General features: G+C 62.3%; 22 protein-coding genes. 13 read left to right on the forward strand and 9 right to left on the reverse strand.

Going from position 1 to position 20,812, the window contains the following annotated elements; translation table 11 throughout:
- Nucleotides 1-138 precede the first annotated feature (138 nt).
- Nucleotides 139-726 carry a LysE family translocator gene (locus tag CAF87_RS22360; RefSeq protein WP_085733094.1) on the reverse strand — a complete coding sequence of 196 codons (588 nt, stop codon included), beginning with the start codon at nt 724-726 and terminating at the stop codon, nt 139-141.
- A 141-nt stretch (nt 727-867) separates the two neighbouring features.
- On the opposite strand from CAF87_RS22360, the gene CAF87_RS22365 reads away from it, so the two are divergent.
- Nucleotides 868-1,653 (forward strand): type 1 glutamine amidotransferase domain-containing protein, encoded by a 786-nt coding sequence (locus tag CAF87_RS22365; protein WP_085733095.1) that lies wholly within the window; start codon nt 868-870, stop codon nt 1,651-1,653.
- Here CAF87_RS22365 and CAF87_RS22370 read toward each other — a convergent pair.
- Nucleotides 1,631-3,868 (reverse strand): ATP-binding protein, encoded by a 2,238-nt coding sequence (locus tag CAF87_RS22370; RefSeq protein ID WP_085733096.1) that lies wholly within the window; start codon nt 3,866-3,868, stop codon nt 1,631-1,633. The two genes, CAF87_RS22365 and CAF87_RS22370, sit on opposite strands and share 23 nt — an antisense overlap.
- Nucleotides 3,865-4,470 (reverse strand): biliverdin-producing heme oxygenase, encoded by a 606-nt coding sequence (locus tag CAF87_RS22375; RefSeq protein ID WP_085733097.1) that lies wholly within the window; start codon nt 4,468-4,470, stop codon nt 3,865-3,867. Before CAF87_RS22375 ends, CAF87_RS22370 begins: the two co-directional genes overlap by 4 nt.
- A 273-nt stretch (nt 4,471-4,743) precedes the next feature.
- Here CAF87_RS22375 and CAF87_RS22380 point away from each other — a divergent pair, with 273 nt between their 5' ends.
- Entirely contained in the window at nt 4,744-5,364 is a 621-nt protein-coding gene (locus tag CAF87_RS22380; protein ID WP_085733098.1) for a LysE family translocator, read from the forward strand.
- On the opposite strand, the gene CAF87_RS22385 is transcribed toward CAF87_RS22380, so the two are convergent.
- The gene (locus tag CAF87_RS22385) at nt 5,361-5,774 is read right to left on the reverse strand and encodes a VOC family protein (RefSeq protein ID WP_085733099.1); all 414 of its coding nucleotides are present in this window, start codon (nt 5,772-5,774) and stop codon (nt 5,361-5,363) included. The genes CAF87_RS22380 and CAF87_RS22385 overlap by 4 nt on opposite strands.
- A 109-nt stretch (nt 5,775-5,883) precedes the next feature.
- Between CAF87_RS22385 and CAF87_RS22390 the strand changes: the two genes are divergently transcribed.
- Both CAF87_RS22390 and CAF87_RS22395 read left to right on the forward strand, forming a co-directional pair.
- Nucleotides 5,884-6,966, forward strand: coding sequence for a bifunctional transcriptional activator/DNA repair enzyme AdaA (locus CAF87_RS22390; RefSeq protein WP_085733100.1), 1,083 nt, complete (start codon nt 5,884-5,886; stop codon nt 6,964-6,966).
- A 56-nt stretch (nt 6,967-7,022) separates the two neighbouring features.
- Nucleotides 7,023-7,649 (forward strand): DNA-3-methyladenine glycosylase, encoded by a 627-nt coding sequence (locus tag CAF87_RS22395; protein ID WP_085733101.1) that lies wholly within the window; start codon nt 7,023-7,025, stop codon nt 7,647-7,649.
- A 14-nt stretch (nt 7,650-7,663) separates the two neighbouring features.
- Here CAF87_RS22395 and CAF87_RS22400 read toward each other — a convergent pair whose 3' ends face one another.
- The 3 genes from CAF87_RS22400 to CAF87_RS22410 all read right to left on the reverse strand — a co-directional run bounded on the left by CAF87_RS22400 (nt 7,664) and on the right by CAF87_RS22410 (nt 10,863).
- A complete protein-coding gene (locus tag CAF87_RS22400; protein WP_085733102.1) occupies nt 7,664-8,761 on the reverse strand; it encodes an extracellular solute-binding protein in 1,098 nt (365 codons plus the stop codon).
- Between the two features lie 2 nt (nt 8,762-8,763).
- The gene (gene aguA, locus CAF87_RS22405; RefSeq protein WP_085733103.1) at nt 8,764-9,879 is read right to left on the reverse strand and encodes an agmatine deiminase; all 1,116 of its coding nucleotides are present in this window, start codon (nt 9,877-9,879) and stop codon (nt 8,764-8,766) included.
- 99 nt (nt 9,880-9,978) lie between these two features.
- Nucleotides 9,979-10,863 carry a LysR substrate-binding domain-containing protein gene (locus tag CAF87_RS22410; RefSeq protein WP_085733104.1) on the reverse strand — a complete coding sequence of 295 codons (885 nt, stop codon included), beginning with the start codon at nt 10,861-10,863 and terminating at the stop codon, nt 9,979-9,981.
- A 164-nt stretch (nt 10,864-11,027) separates the two neighbouring features.
- On the opposite strand from CAF87_RS22410, the gene CAF87_RS22415 reads away from it, so the two are divergent.
- A complete protein-coding gene (locus tag CAF87_RS22415; RefSeq protein ID WP_085733105.1) occupies nt 11,028-11,516 on the forward strand; it encodes a GFA family protein in 489 nt (162 codons plus the stop codon).
- Nucleotides 11,517-11,616: 100 nt separating this feature from the next.
- Complete coding sequence (locus CAF87_RS22420) at nt 11,617-12,414, forward strand: MipA/OmpV family protein (protein ID WP_085733106.1); 798 nt, start codon at nt 11,617-11,619, stop codon at nt 12,412-12,414.
- 6 nt (nt 12,415-12,420) lie between these two features.
- On the opposite strand, the gene glp is transcribed toward CAF87_RS22420, so the two are convergent.
- Nucleotides 12,421-13,626 carry a gephyrin-like molybdotransferase Glp gene (glp, locus tag CAF87_RS22425; RefSeq protein ID WP_085733107.1) on the reverse strand — a complete coding sequence of 402 codons (1,206 nt, stop codon included), beginning with the start codon at nt 13,624-13,626 and terminating at the stop codon, nt 12,421-12,423.
- The gene (gene moaB, locus CAF87_RS22430) at nt 13,623-14,162 is read right to left on the reverse strand and encodes a molybdenum cofactor biosynthesis protein B (protein WP_085733108.1); all 540 of its coding nucleotides are present in this window, start codon (nt 14,160-14,162) and stop codon (nt 13,623-13,625) included. The genes glp and moaB overlap by 4 nt, the downstream gene beginning before the upstream one ends.
- A 299-nt stretch (nt 14,163-14,461) precedes the next feature.
- On the opposite strand from moaB, the gene CAF87_RS22435 reads away from it, so the two are divergent.
- The 7 genes from CAF87_RS22435 to CAF87_RS22465 all read left to right on the forward strand — a co-directional run bounded on the left by CAF87_RS22435 (nt 14,462) and on the right by CAF87_RS22465 (nt 20,768).
- Nucleotides 14,462-15,361, forward strand: coding sequence for a LysR family transcriptional regulator (locus tag CAF87_RS22435; RefSeq protein WP_085733109.1), 900 nt, complete (start codon nt 14,462-14,464; stop codon nt 15,359-15,361).
- A gap of 159 nt (nt 15,362-15,520) precedes the next feature.
- Nucleotides 15,521-16,363, forward strand: coding sequence for a formate dehydrogenase accessory sulfurtransferase FdhD (fdhD, locus tag CAF87_RS22440; RefSeq protein ID WP_085733110.1), 843 nt, complete (start codon nt 15,521-15,523; stop codon nt 16,361-16,363).
- Nucleotides 16,360-16,845: a cyclic pyranopterin monophosphate synthase MoaC gene (gene moaC / locus CAF87_RS22445; protein WP_085733111.1), complete on the forward strand. Its 486-nt coding sequence runs from the start codon at nt 16,360-16,362 to the stop codon at nt 16,843-16,845. Before fdhD ends, moaC begins: the two co-directional genes overlap by 4 nt.
- Nucleotides 16,842-17,093: a MoaD/ThiS family protein gene (locus tag CAF87_RS22450; protein WP_085733112.1), complete on the forward strand. Its 252-nt coding sequence runs from the start codon at nt 16,842-16,844 to the stop codon at nt 17,091-17,093. The genes moaC and CAF87_RS22450 overlap by 4 nt, the downstream gene beginning before the upstream one ends.
- A 3-nt stretch (nt 17,094-17,096) precedes the next feature.
- Nucleotides 17,097-17,558: a molybdopterin synthase catalytic subunit MoaE gene (moaE, locus tag CAF87_RS22455; RefSeq protein ID WP_085733113.1), complete on the forward strand. Its 462-nt coding sequence runs from the start codon at nt 17,097-17,099 to the stop codon at nt 17,556-17,558.
- A 528-nt stretch (nt 17,559-18,086) separates the two neighbouring features.
- Entirely contained in the window at nt 18,087-19,451 is a 1,365-nt protein-coding gene (locus CAF87_RS22460; RefSeq protein ID WP_085733114.1) for a glutamine synthetase family protein, read from the forward strand.
- Nucleotides 19,452-19,484: 33 nt separating this feature from the next.
- Nucleotides 19,485-20,768 carry an FAD-binding oxidoreductase gene (locus CAF87_RS22465; RefSeq protein WP_085733115.1) on the forward strand — a complete coding sequence of 428 codons (1,284 nt, stop codon included), beginning with the start codon at nt 19,485-19,487 and terminating at the stop codon, nt 20,766-20,768.
- The last annotated feature ends 44 nt before the right edge of the window (nt 20,769-20,812 follow it).

The raw sequence follows: 20,812 nt of genomic DNA on the forward strand, positions 1-20,812 counted from the left end.
CAGCGACCGACACACGATAGAACCCGGCCCCAAGGCCCACAAGCCGGCGGATTCTGGCGGATGCGTAGGCAATGGCGCAAGGTGTTGTGGCTTGCCGGAAGCATCCTTAAACACCTTTAAACCGAAGGTCCGCCACGCTCACGGCAGTAACAAATACCCCGCACTAATCGCCAATAACGACGCCATCACTCGGTTGAACAACCGCATCCCTGCCGGATTGCCGATATAGCCGCGCAAAAACGTCCCGGCATACACCCAACACCCCACCGACAGATAACAGATCACCAGATACACCGCCGCAAACTGCCACACCAGCCGTGCCTCGCCATCGGCCACAAACGCCCCCATCCCCGCCACACAGGCCAGCCAAGCCTTGGGATTGAGCCATTGCATCACCGCGCCGTAGAGCATCGACGGTGCCCTGCCCGACTCTCCCGTATTCAATTGACCGTTATCGGTGGCCAGTTTCCAGGCCATGAACAGCAGAAACGCCACCCCGGCCAGTTGCACCACGCGGGTCAGCGCCGGCCACAGTTTCAACACTTCGTGAAGCCCCAGCCCCATCAACACCAGCAACAACACAAACCCCAGCGTCGCCCCGGCCACATGCCGCTGACTGGCGCGAAAGCCGAACTGCGCCCCTGAACTCAACGCCACGATGTTCACCGGCCCCGGGGTAATGGACGCGGCCAGGGCAAACGCCGCCATCGACACAATCAGACTCATCGCACACCTGCTTCAAATCGAGGAACAAGGCGCTCACGGTAACCAGCGCCCAGCCCTGAGTATTGAACGAAATTACCCCCGTGCCTGCAGACCCACTACGCTCTACCTCAGTGACCACTCTCGACCAGGAAGTCGCCCGCGATGATTCTGATTCTGTTGCCAGCCGCCGATTACGACCCCACCGAAAGCAGCGTGCCATGGCAGGCCATGCGCGATGCGGACATCGAGGTGCGCTTTGCCACGCCACAAGGTTTGCCCGCCCACGCCGACTCACGACTGGTGGACATCGGTTTCGGCCTGCTGAGTTCGATGCTGATGACGCGCAAGACCGATCTGGACAGTTACGCAAAAATGATCGAGTCCGAAGCGTTCAGGCAGCCGCTGGCGTATGCCGATGTCGACCCGAGCCAGTTCGATGGTCTGCTGATTCCCGGCGGTCATGCCAAAGGCATGCGCACGTTGCTGGAATCCAAGCAGGCCCAGCAGATCGCCCTGCAATTTTTCAAAGCCGAAAAACCCGTGGCGGCGGTGTGTCATGGCGTGTTGTTGCTGGCCCGCACGCTCGATCCCGATACCGGGCGTTCGGTGTTGTTCGGGCGCAAGGTTACGGCACTGCTGGCGGCAACCATGGAGCTGCCGGCGTGGCTGATGACAGCTGCGTGGCTGGGACGCTACTACCGCACCTACAAACAGACGGTCGAGGCAGAAGTGAAAACCGCACTGGCCAACAAGGCCGACTTCATACGCGGCCCCCTCATTGCCAAACGCGACCAGGCAGAGAACCCGCAAATCGGTTTTGTGGTGCGCGACGGGCAACTGCTGACGGCGCGTTGGCCCGGCGATTGCCATCGATTCGCCGCCGAATGGGTGGCCTTGCTGCAGGCCACCCGTCGCGAGCCACTGCTCAGTCCAGACGTGGCACGGTGAAGCGGAATTCGCTGCCCTGCCCCGGCTCGCTCTCGGCCACGATCCGCCCGCCATGGGCCTCGACGATGCCTTGCGTGATGTAAAGACCAAGCCCCGTGCCGTTCGGATTGCCTTCCTTCACCGTCCAGTAACGGTCGAAGACGTGTGGCAAGTGATCCTTGGGAATGCCTTCGCCGCTGTCGCGCACCGTGAAGACGATGTCGTCACCGACCGATTTGGCAAACACATCAACCGTACCCAGACGCGGCGTGAACTTGATCGCATTGCCGACCAGATTCGACAACACCTGGAACAACCGCTCGGGGTCGGCATGGATGCTCAGATCGGGATCGGCCTCGAACGAGATGCTGATGTCCTTGTCCAGCGCCAATGGTGCGAGCAGTGACTGCGCCTCTTCGAACATCTGTGCGACATCGAGTTTCTGCGGGGCGATGGTGTAACGCCCGGCGTCGATTTTCGAGGTATCGAGCAAGTCTTCCAGTAGCGTGTTCATGCGCCCGGCGGCTTGCTGCATGGTGTCGATGGCCGTCGAGATACGCCGCGAAGTGTGCGGCCCGTCTGAGCTGAAAGCCTTTTGCATCATGCCGCACAGCATCGAAATCACGGTCATCGGGTTGCGCAGATCGTGGGAAACCACCGCCACCAGCTCATCGCGGGCGCGCACCGCTTCCTGCTCGCGGCGCACCTGCCGGGCCAGATCGTTTTCCAGTGCCGAGCGGCGCAGGTCGTTGGCGGCGAACAAATCACCGTGGCTCCACTTGGTAGAAATCCCGGCCATCTCGACTTTCCAGATTTCGAACGAAGTACGCGGCCGCAGACGCAGGCCGGCGTCGGAGTTTTCCAGGTCCAGCGGCTTGCGCGGGTCGCCGCTCCAGTTGATGTTTTCTTTGACCTCCGGGCGGAACCACAGCACGCCGTTGTCCACCGGTTTGGGCAGGCTCATGGCGAGCACGCCGCTGGCGACTTGCTGATAGTGCGCGGCCGGCGGGTAGACGCTGGCCAGGTGATGACTGGCAAACACCGGCTCGCCGCGCTCCTGCAACCATTTGTGCAAGGCACGAATCTCTTCCGGCTCCGGGCAGTTGCCGTAACGGTGCAATTGTTTGTCTTCGATGATCGCGATGCCACCGGCATTGGCCAGCGCCATCAGGACTTGCGGCTGGTTGGCCAGGCCATCGAAAACGTTCTGCGGCGAATCGACCATCGCCTGATTGAGCAACGCCAGCGCCTCGACCTTTTCTTCCCGTTGACGGCTGACTTCCAGCGCTTCCATCGCGCTGATCTGCAACGACAGCACCTGGCCGATGGTCTGGCATGCGGTGCGCAATTCGTGGGGCACGTGCAGCGGCTGGCGGTTGCCGCAACTGATCAGGCCCCAAAGCTTGTCGCCCTTGAGCAGGGAAATGCTCATCGACGACAGCACGCCCATGTTCTTCATGTACTGGCAGTGGATCGGCGACACACTGCGTAGCGTGGCGAAGCTCAGGTCCAGCGGGGTCTGGGTGTCCGGGCGCAACTTGGGCACCAGCGGCACCGGTTGGTAGTCGGCATTGGGGATGATCCGCAGCCAGTTGGTGCGGTACAGCTCGCGGGCCTGCTCGGGGATGTCCGAGGCCGGGAAGAACAAACCGTTGAAGACTTCCATCGACGGATCGGACGCTTCGGCGATGACCTGACCGTGGCCCTCCTCTTCGAAACGATAGATCAGCACCCGGTCGTAACCGGTCATGGCCTGGATTTCCTTGACGCTGATGTCGTACAGCGCTTGCAGGCTCTGGGCCTTTTGCAGGCGCGCGAGCATTCGCCCCAGATGGGTTTCAGTGCCGGCAACGTTGCGCGGCTGGAAGTTTTCGACGTGGATTTCCAGCTCCAGGATCAGCACATCCTGATGGCGGTGCAGCAAGCCTTCGAACGCGGTGCCATTAAGGCGAAAGTGCAACGGCGGCGCATCGGACAAGATCGGCTGTTGCAAGGCCTCGCGAACCTGCGCGGCGTGGGCATCGCCGATCAGGCTTTGCAATGGCTGACCGATCAGTTCCTGTGCCGGGCGCGCGAGCAAGGTCTCGACGTTGGCGCTGATCTGGATGATCGAAAGCTCGGGCTCGCTGAGGGTCAGCAGCAGACCGTGGGGCTGGATGGCGCCGGGAAAACGGATCGGCTCGTCGGCGCAGTTGGCCAGCAACTCTTCAAAGGCTTCTTTGTCTTGCGGGGTCATACCAGAACCTCCTGGCTTTCGAGCCAACGCTCGAAACAGCTGAATGTGGTGTGAGCGGCCGCCACGGCGGCTTCACGCTCGTCGGCGTCCATCGGGCGGCTGCCCAGGTATTCGATGAAGTCGCGCCAGCGCCGGCCGGTGGCGGCGCCGTAGATGTCCAGAAACGCTGCGCCGTTGTCCGCGCCCAGGCTCAGGCGTGTGGCGATTTCCCGGCGCAGGATCTGCCCGCCGAGGGTCGCGCCTTCCAGCACGTACAGCACGCCCAGGCAGGCGGCGGCGGAGTTGATGTCGGGCAACTGACGGCAGAGCGAAAAATCCCCGCCACTTGCGCCCAACGCGTGCAGATCCCGTTTCAGGGTCGGCGCCTTGAGGCGCGAGACCAGATCAAAATCGGCGGGGATCACGCCGCTGTCCTGCAACGCGGCTTCCAGCGGCTGATAGAAACCGTAATAGGCGCGCATCAATCGCTCGAAAGCGCGCAGATCAAGGGTGTCGGAGAAGTAAGGAAGGCGTTTTTCCAGTGCGATGTGCAGTTCGGCGGTGCCGGCGCGCAGATCCTGCAACACCGGTGGCACATGAACCTCGCGGGCCTTTGCTTGCATGTAGTCGCTCGTAGAGTGGGCCGCCTGGGGCCATTGGGGAATGGAAACGCATGGCGCGAAAGCTTACACGGCAATTGTCCTTTCTGACCCGGCAGATAATTTTTTCTGGCGGATTCATCACCCTGTGAGGGATTCAGAGTTGACGGGGCGGCGGAAAGTTCGAACGGATTCACGCCCGACAATCGCTGTACCGCGACTCTGCAGCCTTACTGTACGGTTCCGGCCTGCCGCCAGCGTGATAAAAATAGCCGTCCCGCCACCGGAGCCCGTGCCATGGATCTCGCCACCCTTTCCCTGTTTCTGCCCGCCTGTTTCGCCTTGAACATGGCGCCCGGCCCGAACAACCTGCTGTCGGTCAGCAACGCCACCCGCTACGGCTATCGTCGCGCCTGCGTGGCCGGGGTCGGTCGGCTGCTGGCGTTCGCCGGGATGATCGCCCTCGCGGCGGCGGGGCTGGCGGTGGTGCTGCAAACGTCCGAGCTGTTGTTCTACGGGATCAAGATTGTCGGCGCGGGGTATCTGTTGTACCTGGCATGGCAGCTGTGGCGGGCCAATCCGACTGCCGAAGACGCCGTTACGGCGCCGGCGAACGGGCTGCTGGCCCTGGCGCGTCAGGAGTTTCTGGTGGCCGCAGGTAATCCCAAGGCCATTCTCATCTTCACTGCATTCCTGCCGCAGTTCGTCGACCCGAACCGTGCCATCACCCCGCAGTTCATGTTGCTGGGGGTGCTGTTCCTGTTGCTGGAATGGATCGCCATCAGCGCCTACGCCTATATGGGCCTGCACATGCGCCGCTGGTTCGCCGAGCCGCGCGGCAAGCGGATTTTCAACCGTTGCTGTGCGGGACTGTTGTCGGCGGCGGCTTCGGTGTTGCTGATGGCCAAGCGGGCCTAAGCTTCGGACGGGCCTTTGAGTTCGACCTGATTGCCGTCCGGATCAAAGCAGTACAGCGACAGGCCGTTGCCCTCCGCGCCAAAGCGGGTAGCCGCCTTGTCGACGGTCAGGCCGCAGGATTGCAAATGGCTGATCAGCGCCGCTTCATCGAACGGCTCGATGCGCAGGCAGAAGTGATCGACATTGCGCCGCTCGCTGCCGGCAGCGGCGCCGCCCTTACGACCGATTTCGCCGTCGAGGTCGACCAGATCAATCATCGACGTGCCGGCGCGAAGGTGCACCAGACCGAATTTTTCGTTGCGCTTGACCACTTCGGCACCGAAGACCCGGTCGTAGAAATCAATGCTGCGTTGCAGATCCGCAACGCGCAGCACGATGTGATCGATGTGGTGAATCGTGAACGGTGGCATACCTTCATTTCCCGAGTTGTAGCGACCCGGTCACTGTAGTGCAGCGGCCCGAAAATTCACTGTCGATTTTTCGGTGGAGCCATCGAATAACTGGTTTTATCCTCGGCCCATGAACATACAGACCGCTGTCCTGCCCCCTCACGCCGAAATGGTTCGCGCCATGCTCGCAAGCGACACCGCCTATGAAGGCGTGTTCTTCACGGCTGTGAAAACCACCGGGATCTTTTGCCGCCCGACCTGCACGGCGCGCAAGCCGAAACCGGAAAACGTCGAGTTCTTCGCCCACGCTGACGACTGCCTGTCCGCCGGTTATCGCGCCTGTTTGCGCTGCAAACCGCTGGACGCCGCAGCCATCGCCCCGGACTGGGTGCAACGGCTGTTGAAAGCCGTCGACGCCAATCCGGAGTTGCGTTGGAGCGATGCGCAATTGCTCGCAGAAGGCATCGAACCGCTGAAACTGCGGCGCTGGTTCAAGCAGCATTTCGGCATGACCTTCCACGCCTGGCTGCGCACCCGCCGGCTCGGCGTGGCGCTGGGCGGGATCAAGCAAGGCACGTCCATCGATCATGCGGCGTTCGACTCCGGCTATGAATCCCTCAGTGGTTTTCGCGATGCATTCCAGAAGTCGTTTCACATCACGCCGGGCCGTGCGGCGGCCAGCGAACCGCTGCTGTTCACCCGCCTGACCACGCCGCTGGGGCCGATGATCGCCATGGCCGAGCGACGCGGACTGGTGCTGCTGGAGTTTCTCGACCGCCCGGCGCTGACCCGCGAAGTCGAAGAACTGCAGAACCGCTACGGCTACGTCGTCGCGCCGGGACACAATGCGCATTTGCAGCTGATCGAAAACGAACTGGCGCTGTACTTCGCCGGCAAGCTCAGCGAATTCAGCGTGCCATTGCATCTGCCCGGCAGCGAATTTGCCCGTCAGGTCTGGGCCGAACTGCGGCAAATCCCCTACGGCCACACCAGCACTTACGGCACCATCGCCGCGCGGCTGGGCAAACCTGGCGCCAGTCGCGCCGTGGGCCTGGCCAACGGGCACAATCGGCTGTCGATCGTGGTGCCATGCCACCGAGTGATCGGTGCGGACGGCTCGCTGACCGGCTATGGTGGTGGGCAACCGCGCAAGGCGTTTCTGCTCAGGCTGGAAAACGCTGCCGTGCAGATGACGCAACAACTGGCGTTCTGACAAACCACCCCCCACGCCCTCCCGGCGTTCAAATCAACGGATCATTGAAGTTGCTGATGCCCGATCCCTACCAACCGGCCAGCGAGTTTCTGGCCAGCCTCGACGCCGACTGGCAGCGCCACATTGCTGCCGTCGGCCCTTGCCTGCATCAGCCGCACCCGGCGCGCGATCCATATGAATCGCTGGTGCGGGCGATTGCCTATCAGCAACTGCACGCCAAGGCGGGCGACGCGATTGTCGGTCGGTTGGTGGGGCTGTTTCCCGAGCAGTCGTTTCCGCGTCCCGAGCAGATTCTGGCGACGGATTTCGACCGGTTGCGCAGTTGCGGGTTTTCGGCAGGCAAGATTACGACGATTCAGGGGATTGCCCAGGCGACCCTGGATGGCGTGGTGCCGGATTACTCGACTGCGCTGGCGATGGAGGATGAAGCGCTGATCGAGCGGTTGGTCAGCCTGCGCGGGGTTGGGCGCTGGACTGTAGAGATGTTGCTGATCTACAGCCTGGAGCGGCCGGATATTCTGCCGGCGGATGACTTTGGCGTGCGCGAGGGGTATCGGCGGTTGAAAGGGTTGGAGAGGCAGCCTACGCGCAAGCAGATGATTGAGATCGGGTTGGGGTGGAGTCCGTATCGCACCGTGGCGGCCTGGTATTTGTGGCGGGTACCAAAAGCGCCCTCACCGTAAGTGAGGGCGGCTTTTCAAAGGCCCGATTTCAACCGACTGAACGCCCGAATCAAAGCCCGGTTGAACGCCTTGCCATTGTCATTCTTGCTATACAACGAAGCCCTCACCGCCTCAGGCGGATAAGTCCCCGGATCATTACGAATCGCCGGATCGATCAACCCGTCCGCCGCCGTGATCGCATTGGCGTAGTGAATGGTGTCGGTGATCGGCGCGATTACCTCAGGCGTCATCAGGTAATCCATCAATGCCAGCCCGGCCTCGGGGTGTGGTGCGTCCTTGGGAATGACCATGGCGTCGAACCAGATCAGCGTGCCCTCCTTCGGAATCCGGTAATTCAACTTGAACGGCTTGTGGGCCGCTTCGGCCTGCCCCGCCGCAATGGCAACGTTGCCGTTCCACGACATCGCCACGCAGGTGTTGCCGTTGGCCAGGTCGCTGATGTTCAGGTCGTTGTCGAAGTAGCGGATGTACGGGCGGATCTTCGCCAGTTGCTGCTCGGCGAGTTTCAGGTCATCCAGGCTCTGGCGGTTGATGTCCAGGCCCATGTACTTCATGACCGCCGCGAACACTTCGTTCGGATCGTTGAGCAGGCTCACCCCGCAATCGGCGAATTTCGACACCACGGCCGGATCGAACAGCATCGCCCAACTGTCCCGTGGCGCGTCCGGCAGACGCTGCTTCACGGCCTCCTCCTGATAGCCGACGCCGGTAGTGCCCCAGGCATAGATCCCGGCGTAGCGGTTGCCTGGATCGAAGACTGCCATGTGCTGACGGAACTCGTCGCCGACCCCGGCAAAGTGCGGGAGCTGCTGCTTGTTCAGGGTCTGGATCGCGCCGCTCGCGATCGCCCGCGACAGGTGCTGGCCGGCCGTCAGCACCAGGTCGTAGCCGCTACGGCCAGTCAGTAATTTGGTCTCGACGGTTTCCAGCGAATCGAAGTGATCGGCGACCACCTGAATCCCGGTTTTCGCCTCGAAATTCTTCAGGGTATCCGGGGCCAGGTACTCGCCCCAGATGTACAGATTGACCACCGGTTTCGCCGGCTCGGCGGCCTGCACACACAGGGGTGCAAGCACCAGCAATAACGCTTTACTCAGTTTGTGCAGGCCCATGCTCAGGCTCCTTTTATCTGGCCGGCGTATTGCGGCATGGTGATGCACGCGACGTTGCCGCCGCCGAGCAGGATTTCCCGGGAGTTTTCGATGCCGACGATCTTGTGCTGCGGGAACAGTTCGGCGAGGGTCGCCAGCGCCACCTTATCGTTGCGATCACCGAACAGTGGCACCACGATCGAACTGTTGCCGGCGTAGTAGTTGATGTACGACGCGCAGATTTTGGTGCCGGCCTGACGGGTGTGAGTGCTGTCCTGCTGATCGAGGCCTTCGGCTTCTTCGGCGGTCCATTCCAGCACGTCCGGTTGCGGCAGTTTGTGCACGATCAGCTCGCGGCCACGGCTGTCGCGGGTACTGCGCAAGATGTCGTAGGCCTCCTGATAGATTTCCCACTGCGGGTCGTCGCGGTTGTCGGTCCATTGCAGCACCACTTCGCCCGGGCGCACGAAGCACGCAAGGTCATCGACATGGCCGTCAGTTTCGTCGAACTTGCAACCGCGTGGCAGCCAGATCACTTGCTCGGCGCCGAGGTAATCGGTCAGCCGGCGGGTCACTTCGTCCTTGCCCAGGTGCTGGTTGCGATTGCGGTTGAGCAGGCATTGCTCGGTGGTGAGGATGCTGCCCTGGCCGTCGCTCTGGATGCCGCCGAGCTCGGCAATCAAAGGGGCGCGATAGCGGTCGAAACGTTCGATTTCAAGGATCTTGCTGGCGATCTGGTCGTCCTTGTCCCATGGGTAGTAAAGCCCGCCATCGAGGCCGCCGTAGGCGTTGAATTCAAAGTCGACGCCACGTACTTCACCGCTCTGGTCGTTAACCACGAAGCACGGGCCGCTGTCGCGGAACCAGGTGTCGTTGCAGGTCATCTCCACCACGCGCACTTGCGGCGGCAACTGGCGGCGGGCGGTGGCGAACTGGGCCGCCGAGGCGCAGACCGTCACCGGTTCACTGTGGGAGATTGCGGTGACGATCTGCGCCCAGACTTTCTGCGCTGGCTTGGCGCCGTTGCGCCAGACGTCGGTGCGCTCCGGCCAGCCGAGCCAGCAACCGGACTTGGCTTCGAATTCGCCGGGCAGACGGAAGCCGTCCTGTTTCGGGGTGGTGTCGAGCAAACGTGCCATGGTCAAACCTCGTCATCGGGATGGGAATGACCTCAGGCTACGGTCGCGGGCCGTCGCGCCGCCAACGATGATTATTTCGGAACAGTTGAATTCAACTCATCAATCCGCCAGCTGATCGTTGAACCACTCCAACATCTGTGCCACCGCCGGACGCTCCAGCCGTACCCGCTCGCAGACCAGTGCGTATTGGCCCAACGCGGTCATGCTGGAGGTGAACGGCCGCACCAGACGCCCGTTCTGCAAATCCTCCTGCGCCGTGAGGTTGTCGCCCATCGCCACGCCCTGCCCTTGCGCCGCCGCTTCCAGCGCCAGGCCGGCGTGGGCGAAATACAACTGGCGCTCCGGGCGCAAGTCGCCGGCATGGCTGGTGAGCCACGCGGTCCAGGTCTTGCCGTCCTGATCGTCGTGCAGCAGGCAATGTCGGGCCAGGTCCTTCGGGGTTTTCAGGTTGCCCTGGTTGAACAGACCGGGGCTGCACACCGGGAAGAACTGCAACGCCGGCAACGGTCGGACGAAGTACGCGCTGCTGTCCACCGGGCCGGTGCCGTAGGTGATCGCCAGATCGATGTCTTCGCCGGGTGCGGCGGCGTCGATCGGTTGCTCGTAGAGGTGCAAGGTGATGTGCGGATAACGCGCGTAGAAATCGGTCAGACGGTTCATCAGCCACTTCTGCGCCAGCTCCGCCGTAACCGCCAGTCGCAGCACGGCAAGCGAGGACGGATCGCGCAACTCGTCGCAGGCATCGCCGATCAGTTCGAACGCTTGTTGCAGGCTTTGCATCAGGCGCCCGGCAGCGATGGTTGGGCGAATCTGCCGGCCCTCGCGGATGAACAGCGACACGCCCAGTTGCTCTTCGAGCTGGCGGATCTGATGGCTGACGGCGCTGTCGGTGACGCACAGCTCGGCGGCGGCCCGGCCGAAATGCGCGTGGCGGGCGGCGCATTCGAAGGTTCGCAGGGCGGCCAGGGAAGGTAGTCGGCGCATGGGTTTGGGTCCCTTTTTTTGCGGACATGCTGACCTTCGGATTCGTGGGCGTCCAGTTTTACCGCGTTATCGTTCATCGCGAGCAAGCTCGCGATAGCGGCGGCACAGGCGCAACATCTCTTCTAGGCTGAACCGCATCGACAACGCCAAACCGGAGGCCACTCATGCACCTCGAAGGCTCCTGCCACTGCGGCGCGGTTTCATTCACCCTCGACAGCGCCCACCCCTACCCTTATCAGCGCTGCTACTGCTCGATCTGCCGCAAGACCCAGGGCGGTGGCGGCTATGCGATCAACCTCGGCGGCGACGCGGCCAGCCTCAAGGTACGCGGGCGCAAACACATCACGATCTACCACGCGAAGATGAAAGACGATGGCGACAAACGCGCCCATCGCAGCACCGCCGAACGACACTTCTGTTCGTTGTGCGGCAGCGGCCTGTGGCTGTTCAGCCCGGAATGGCCGGAACTGATCCACCCGTTCGCCTCGGCCATCGACACACCGTTGCCGGTGCCGCCGGAACACACTCACCTGATGCTCGGCTCGAAAGCGCCATGGGTCGAAGTGCAGGCGAGCGCGAAGGACCGGCAATTCGAGGTCTACCCCGAAGAATCCATCGCCCAATGGCACGAACGGCTGGGATTGACCCGATAGCGGCCTTCACAGTCTTTGACAGTTTCCCGACAAAGCTGCCAAAGATTGCCGGCCGCCCCCCGCCTAGCATGGTGCATCCATATTCCTAATCGGGTGCCCCATGCCGGTTTCGCTGCGTACGTTTTCGCTGTCCCTGACCTCCCTTTGCCTGCTGTTGCCCGGCGACTCGCTGCGCGCAGAGGACTGGCACACCACCCTGCGCGCCGGGGCCGCCAGTGCGCCGCGCTACAGCGGCAGTGACGAGCGGGTGGTGGCGCCATTGGTGGGTGTCGAAATCGTCAGCCCCTACGGCGTGTTCCTCGACACTAGCCGAGGCCTGGGCTGGGGTTTCGATGAAGAGGATTTCGGCCTCAGCGTCTACATCGGCGCCAGCGACGTGCGCAAGGATCGCAAGACCGGCTACAAGGGCTCGGACGAACTCAACGGCATGGGTTCGATCAAGTCGCGCCCGGTGATCGGCCTCGACGGGACGTATCACCTCGGCCCGCTCATTCTCGGCGCGAGTTTCGAACATGCGCTGGAAAAGGACGACGATGACCACGACACCGGCTCGTCCTGGAACCGTCTCAAGTTGAGCATCAGTGCGCCGCTCTACGAAGGACGTTTCGGCAAGGTGACCGGCGGCCTCAACAGCCAGTTCGGTGACAGCAACTACATGCGCACCTGGTACGGCGTCAGCGATGCCCAGGCTTCGCGCAGCCAGTTCCGGGCGTACAAGGCCCGGGCCGGGTTGATCAGCCGTGGTGCAGACCTGACGTGGTCATTGCCGCTGGACAAACAATGGAGCGTGTCGACGGTGCTGGCACTGCAGTACCTGAACCACGAAGCCGCCGACAGCCCGATTGTCGAACGTCGGCTGCAGACGTCCCTTGCCGGGCAAGTGGTCTACACCTTTTGATCGCCCTCAGAACAGCTCGCTGAACGGAATGAAGCGCAGCGGATCGCCAAGACGCAACGTGCTGTTCTCCGGAATTTCCACCAGCCCGTCTGCCCAGGTGGCGCCGAGCAATACGCCGGAACTCTGGTTCGGATACAGCGCCGCCTGCCCGCCCTCAAGACGCACCCGCAGGTACTCGCGGCGGCTGCCGGGTTTCGGCCAGTCGAACCCGGCTTTGACGGTAAAGCTCAACGGCATCACCTCTTCCACGCCTTGAATGCGCAGCAGGTACGGGCGCGCCAGCAGGCCGAAGGTCACCAGCGCCGAGGTCGGATTGCCCGGCAGACCGATCACCGGCACCGTGCCGAAATGGCCGACCGTCAGCGGTTTGCCGGGTTTGATTGCGAGCTTCCACAGCAGCGGTTTGCCATTGTCGCGCAGAACCTGGCCGAGGCAGTCGGCATCGCCGGCAGACACGCCGCCCGTGGTCAGAATCAGATCGGCCGCCACCTGCAACTGCTCAAGCTTGAGCCGGGTTTGCGCCGGGCGATCCGGCAGGATACCGGCGTCGATCACCTCGCAACCCAGTTCGCGCAACCAATGGTCGAGCAAGGTGCGGTTGCTGTTGTAGATGCTGCCGGGACGCAGTGGTTGCCCCGGTTCCACCAGCTCATCACCGGTCGACAGCAATGCCACGCGCGGACGACGGACCACCGGCAGATGGGTCATGCCCTGCCCCGCAGCCACCGCCAGTTCGAACGGGCCGAGGCGTTTGCCGGCGCGCAGCAAGGTGTCGCCGACGCGGTTCTCCTGGCCTTGGGCACGGATGTTCTGGCCGACCTTCAACGGTTGCAGGAAACGTATTCGGCCATCTTCCAGCACTTCGACGTTTTCCTGCATCTCCACGCAATTGGCGCCCGGCAGCAACGGTGCGCCGGTAAAAATTCGCGCGCAGGTACCAGGCAGCAAGGCGTCCGGCACTAGTCCGGCGTAGACCCGCTGCGACACGCGCAACGGCTGCCGATGCAAGTCGGAAAGGTTCAAGGCGTAGCCGTCCATGGCACTGTTCGGCCACGGCGGCAGATCGAGGGTGGCGACCAGATCGCTGGCCAATACTCGTCCGCGTGCCTCATTGAGTGGCACCGATTCGCTGTCCGGCAGGCGTCGTTCATTGGCCATAGCCAACAGTTGGTCGAGCGCTTCCTCGACCGGCATCAATGCAGCCTTGCTCATCCCCGTGGCCCGCAGGCTTGCACCGGTTTAAGGTGCGGGACGAAGTTGCACGGGCGGTGACGGTTATCCAGTTGTTCGGCGAGGATGCCTTCCCACGCCGTGCGGCACGCGCCGGTGGAGCCCGGCAGGCAGCACACCAGCGTGCCGTTGGACAGGCCTGCCAACGCACGGCTTTGTACGGTCGAGGTGCCGATGTCGAGAATCGAGATGGCGCGGAACAACTCGCCGAAGCCGTCGATCTGCTTGTCCAGCAGGCAAGCCACCGCTTCCGGGGTACTGTCACGCCCCGTGAAACCGGTGCCGCCGGTAATCAGCACCACTTGAATGCCGTCGTCGGCAATCCACTGCGCGACCTGGGCGCGGATCTTGTACAGGTCGTCCTTGAGCAGGTTGCGTTCACTCAAGGTGTGGCCGGCTTCGAGCAGACGGCTGACCAGCAACTGGCCGGAGGTATCGCTGGCGTAATCGCGGGTATCGCTGACCGTCAGCACGGCAATATTCAAGGGAACAAACAAGGCATCCGCTTTAACACTCATGGCACACTCCGGCCGTCGTCAATTCAATTAACGCCAGAGCCTAAGTGCCACTTATGAAGACTGTCTAATCACTCTAACCAACCGCATTATCGACCCGCTCTATCGGCTCCTTTTTATCAAACTCCGGTCACTGATCGAGCCAATGAAACCGGCCATCATCGAAGCCCTCGATAGCCTCTTAAACGCTTCCGATTGGACGTAAAACGCGATCAGTGGGATCGTCACCGCCTGCGCTTTCCGTGCGCCGTACGCATCTGCGTCAATACTCAATCAAAATTCTCAATCGAGCAGGTGCCATCGTGGACATCAAACAACTCAAGTTCCTGATCGCGCTGGACGAAACCCGTCACTTCGGCCAGGCCGCCGCGCGCTGCCACATCACCCAGCCGACCCTGTCGATGCGCCTGCGCAATCTGGAAGACGAGCTGGATCTGGTGCTGGTCAATCGCGGCCAGCGCTTCGAGGGTTTCACCCAGGCCGGCGAGCGCGTACTGGCCTGGGCCCGCACCCTGCTGGCCGCCCATGACGGCTTGTTCGCTGAAGCCGCTGCCTGCCGCGGGCAACTGGTCGGCAGCCTGCGTCTGGGACTGGTGCCGCTGAGCAACTTCAATCCGGTCAATTACATTCAGGGTTTGTCCGCGATCTATCCGGAGCTGAAATACAGCCTTTCGTCGCTGAGTTCCAACGAAATCATCGAAGGCCTGGGCAACAATCAGCTGGACCTCGGCGTGTGTTATCTGGACCACGTCAACCCGAACTATTTCGATTTCTTCGAGATCGGCGAGACCCGCGTCGGTCTGCTCTACGACACTCGCCACTTCCATTTCGAAGGCCCGGAGATGAGCTGGGAAGACGCCGCCGAACTGCCGCTGGGGATGATCACCACCGGCATGCATTACCGCAAATCCATCGATCTGAGTTTCCGCAGTCGCGGGTTGAATCCGCAGCCGATCATGGAAAGCGATTCGACCTATCAACTGCTGCAGGCGATCCACCAGGGTTTCTGCTGCTCGATCATGCCGCTGGACAGCGGTCTGGAAGAACCGATCGAACACCTGGCCTTCATCAATTTGCCGGACGCCAGCGTACTCGCGCCGTTGGGGCTGGTGATGCGCAAGACCGAACCGCGTTCGGCGATTGCCGAGAAGTGCTTTGCCGAGGCGCGCAAGATGTTTGGTGTCGAAGCACCCGCCGTTTAACCCTCCCCAAGTTGCCTGAAACGTTGCACTCCGGTGCAACGCTTTCAACTTCGCCAGCAGTGATCGACCAATCCAATCACTGCATCGGAACAAGCGATTGGACGCACTTTTCGCTGCCCCGTAGCCTGAACTCACTTCAGCGCTTCGGGGACTTTCAAGATGCTGTGCCAAGTTGAACAACTCATCGAGCCAGGCGACGCCAACGCCCCCGCGCCACAACCGGCGCAAGTGGCCTACCGCGAATACCTCGACGACGCGCCTGTGTCCCACGCGGCGCTGGCCTCGGAAATCGCCCTGGCCATCAGCTACAACGGCTTGAATCAGGCCGTGATGATGGTCTCGCCGGGCAACATCGAGGACTTCATTCGCGGTTTCAGCCTGAGCAACTCCATCGTCGACAGTCTCGACGATATCCATGACATCCGTCTGACTCACTTTGACCAGGCCTGCCAGGCCGACGTGCAGATTTCCAGCCGTGCATTCTGGGCCCTGAAGGATCACCGGCGGCAGATGGCGGGCACCAGTGGTTGCGGCCTCTGCGGTGTGGAAGCCCTTGAACAGGCGCTGCCGCAACTGGAGATCCTGACGCCGACGCCGCTGCCACCGGCCGCGCATTTCGACGGTATCCGCCAGCGCATCGAACAGGCCCAGCAACTGGCCCGCAGCAGTGGTGCCCTGCACGCGGCGCTGTACTTCGACGCCGACGGCGAAGCACTGCTGTGCCGCGAAGACATCGGCCGCCACAACGCCCTCGACAAGCTGATCGGCGCCCTCAAGTTCGAAGGCATCGATGCGCGTCAGGGCTTCGTCGTAGTCACCAGCCGTTGCAGTCTTGAACTGATTCACAAAGCGGTGCGCGCGCGGCTTGGCACCCTCGTCAGCCTGTCTGCGCCCACTGCATTGACCGTGCGTTGGGCGCTCAAGCACCGCCTGAACCTGATCCACGTCCCGCACCGCAACGCCCCCCGAATCTACAGCCAGATCCAGGAGCACACCGCATGAGCAACACCCTCACCCACCTCGACGATCAGGGCCGCGCCAACATGGTCGACGTCAGCGACAAAGCCGCGACCCGCCGCGAAGCCACCGCGCAAGCCTGGGTGCAGATGCGTCCGCAAACCCTGCAAATGATCCAGTCCAACGGCCACCCCAAGGGCGATGTCTTCGCCGTGGCGCGGATCGCCGGGATTCAGGCGGCCAAACGCACCCACGAACTGATTCCGCTGTGTCACGCGCTCCTGCTCAGTTCGATCCACGTCGAACTCAAGGCCTGCGCGCCGGACCGTGTGCAGATCACCAGCACCTGCCGCCTCACCGGTCAGACCGGCGTCGAACTCGAAGCCCTGACCGCCGCCAGTGTCGCCGCGCTGACGATCTACGACATGTGCAAAGCCGTGGACCGGGCGATGGTCATCGGTGACATCCGTCTGCTCAGCAAACAGGGCGGCCGCTCCGGCCACTTTCAATGGGAGAACCCGCAATGATTCTGATCAACTACTTCGCCAGCTACCGTGACCGGCTCAATCTGGGCGGTGAAAAGATTCCGGCCAGCGACACCCTCGCTTGTGTCGAGGACGTGCGGCAGATGCTGATGCAGCGTGGCGATCTGTGGCGTGAAGTCCTCGGCGCCGGCAACCTGATGTGTGCGGTGAATCAGGAGTTGTGCCAGCCGGATCAGGCCATCGAGGATTTCGACGAGATCGCGTTTTTCCCACCGGTTACAGGGGGTTGAGGCATGGGCGTTCGAGTCCAGCGGAAAGGCTTCGATGCCGGTCAGTTGATTGCGGATTTACATGCGCGCAACCCACGGGTGGGCGCGGTGGTGAATTTCGTTGGTTATGTGCGGGATCTGAATGTCGGCCAAACGGTTAACGAACTGTACCTCGAACACTATCCGGGCATGACCGAGAAGGCTTTGGAACAGATAACCGAACAGGCCCGCGAGCGCTGGCCGTTGCTGGCGGTGGAGATCGTGCACCGTGTCGGCGCACTGTCGGTGACCGAACCGATCGTGTTCGTCGGCGTCAGCAGCAAACACCGGCATGCAGCCTTCGAGGCCTGCGCCTTCATCATGGATGTGCTGAAGACGCGTGCACCGTTCTGGAAACGTGAGACCACGCCTGAAGGTTCGCACTGGGTTGAAGCTCGGGAGAGTGATCAGAATGCCGTGTTTCGCTGGAGTCTGGCGCATGCCTGACAGAGCACTGTCGGCTGCCTCGGGCTGTTTGTTTTCTAGCGCGGGGTGATCGAGGTGTTGATCGTTTGCGCCCTCGTCGGGCTGGGGTTTCATCTGTTGCGCTGAGCCGGTGACTTGCCGCGCGCATCGGAATCAGGCGTTTACTTATCCCGGACTTCCCCCTTACTATCCAGCCACACCGGCATGGCGGGACACTCCCGCCGCCGACGTTTTCCGCCAACGGAAACACGCGTCATGAGCACGTCACTACAACAATCAGAATCGTTGAACGTCTCTGCACTGTGCGCCCTCCTTCACAGGGGCCGCGCATGAATCGCATCGTCAATCTCCCCATGGCCCTGAGCCGTTCCAAGCTGCGTCACTCCGCACGCCCGCCGGATATCTGCCTGCCCGTCTGATCGCGCCTCTAAAAATCGCGACAGCTCCCCCTCTTTTTTCGGTATCCCTGCCAGGACGCCCGCGCCTTTTGCCGAGCGGCGTCCGGCCCGTATCTGCGCGCCTGTGCGGCGCCATCGTGAGTGATTGATTATGAAATTCGCAGCCATTGAAGACGCACGCAATTTTCTGGATCAGAACCCCGACATCGACATGATCGAGCTGTTCATCCTCGACGCCAACGGCGTGCCGCGCGGCAAGTTGTTGCACCGCGAAGAACTGCTCGCCGTGTACGAAAGCGGTCGCCCACTGCCAAGTACCATCCTCGGCCTGACCGTGCACGGCGAAGACGTGGAAAACTCCGGGCTGGTGTGGGACGTCGGCGACATCGACTGCCGCGCCTACCCGCTGGAAGGCAGTCTGGTACGCCTGCCATGGCGGCAGATTCCGACTGCGGCGGTGCAGGTCAGCATGCACCCGGAACAAGGGATGCCGGCGAGCATTGCCGATCCGCGCCACCTGCTGATCAGCGTGATAGACCGCTTGAAAGCCGAGGGCTACCACCCGGTGATGGCCTGCGAGCTGGAGTTCTATCTGCTCGACGCCAAACGCGATCACAACGGTCGCCCGCAACCAGCGCTGGATGCCGACGGCGGTCGACCGAGGCACACACAGGTCTACGGTTTGCGTGAGCTGGAGCAGATTGAACCGTTCCTCGCCGACCTCTACAGCGCCTGCAAACTGCACGGTATTCCGGCGCGCACGGCCATCTCGGAATACGCGCCGGGCCAGGTGGAAATCACCCTTGAACACGGCGATGCGCTGGAGGCGATGGACCAGGCCGTGCGCTACAAACGGCTGGTCAAAGCCGTGGCGCACAAGCACGGAATGCAAGCGACCTTCATGGCCAAACCCTTCGATGATCTGGCGGGCACCGGCATGCACATGCATGTCAGTCTCGCCGATGCCGATGGGCGCAATCTGTTTGCCTCCGAGAATCCGGCCGGCACGCCGCTGCTGCGTACCGCGATTGGCGGGATGCTCGCCTCGTTGCTTGATTCGCTGCTGCTGTTCTGCCCCAACGCCAACTCCTACCGCCGTTTCCAGGCCAACAGCTATGCGCCACTGGCGCCGACCTGGGGGGTCGACAACCGCACCGTCAGCCTGCGCGTACCCGGCGGCCCGGCCAACACCCGGCACATCGAACACCGCATCTGCGGCGCCGATGCCAACCCGTATCTGGCAGCGGCGGCAATTCTCGCGGGCATTCATCGCGGCATAAAAGAAGACATCGATCCGGGCGAACCGGTGCAAGGCAACGGCTATGCGCAGGCGAAGGAATTGCTACCGACGGACTGGCTGACTTCGCTTACGGCACTGGAAAAATCGGTGTGGGCGCGGGACGCCTTGGGGCAGGAATTTCTCGGGGTGTATCTGGCGGTGAAGCGTGCGGAATACCGGCAGTTCATGGCCGAAGTGGGTGAGCAGGACTGGCGTTGGTACCTGACCGAAGCCTGATCCTTTTTCCCTTTTTTTGCCTTGGACACTGACATGACTGAACGCAGCAATTCCTACTACACCGCGACCCTCAACCGCGACACCGACTACCCGGCCCTGCAAGGCCGGCACAAGGTCGATGTGGTGATCATCGGCGGCGGTTTCACCGGCGTCGCCACCGCCGTCGAACTGGCCGAAAAAGGCCTGAAAGTTGCCATCGTCGAAAGCCACAAAATCGGCTGGGGCGCCACCGGACGCAATGGCGGTCAGGTCACCGGCAGCCTGTCCGGCGACGGCGCGATGCGTAAGCAGATGCGCAACACATTGGGCGATGAGGTCGACGATTTCATCTGGCATCTGCGCTGGCGCGGCCACGAAATCATCAAACAGCGCGTCGAGAAATACGGGATCGAGTGCGACCTGAAACACGGCCACTTGCACGCGGCCTACAAGCCGAGCCACATGGCCGGTTTGCGCAGTGATTATGACGAAGCCGTGCGTCGCGGCATGGGCGATGAAGTCAGCCTGCTCGACCGCAGCCAGGTGCGCGACCTGCTGCAAAGCGACCTCTATCACGGCGCGATCAAGAACACCCGCAACATGCACCTACACCCGCTCAACCTGTGCATCGGCGAGGCGCGGGCGGCGGAAAACCTCGGAGCGCTGATCTTCGAAAACAGCGAAGTACTGGAGATCATCCACGGCGACAGTCCCGGCGTGCGCACTGCTCACGGCCGGATCGACGCCAATCAGGTGCTGCTGGCAGGCGATGTCTACCACAAGCTCGAACCTGGCCAGCTCAAAGGCAAGATCTTCCCGGCCATGGGCGGCATCGTCACCACCGAGCCGCTGGGCGATCTGGCAAAGCAGATCAACCCCGAAGACCTCGCCGTTTACGACTGCCGCTTTGTCCTCGACTACTACCGCCTCACCGCCGACGGCCGCCTGCTGTTCGGCGGCGGCGCCAACTACAGCGGCAAGGACTCACGGGACATCGCCGGCGAACTGCGCCCGTGCATCGAACAGACCTTCCCGGCGCTCAAAGGGGTGAAGATCGACTACCAGTGGAGCTGCGCGATGGGCATCGTCATCAACCGCATCCCGCAACTGGGCAAGCTCTCGGACAACGTCTGGTATTGCCAGGGCTACTCCGGTCACGGCATCGCCACGACCCACATCATGGGCGAAATCATGAGCCGGGCGATCACCGGGCAGATGCAGCAGTTCGACACGTTTGCCGCGTGCTCACACATTCGCGTGCCAATGGGGGATCTGCTGGGGAATCCGATGCTGGCAGCGGGCATGTGGTACTACCAGATGCTGGAAAAACTGCGCTGATTGAACGGGCCCCATCGCGAGCGGTGGGGCCTTTTGTTTCGCTC

Source organism: Pseudomonas sp. R38(2017), assembly GCF_002112395.1.
Classification (GTDB): Bacteria; Pseudomonadota; Gammaproteobacteria; order Pseudomonadales; family Pseudomonadaceae; genus Aquipseudomonas.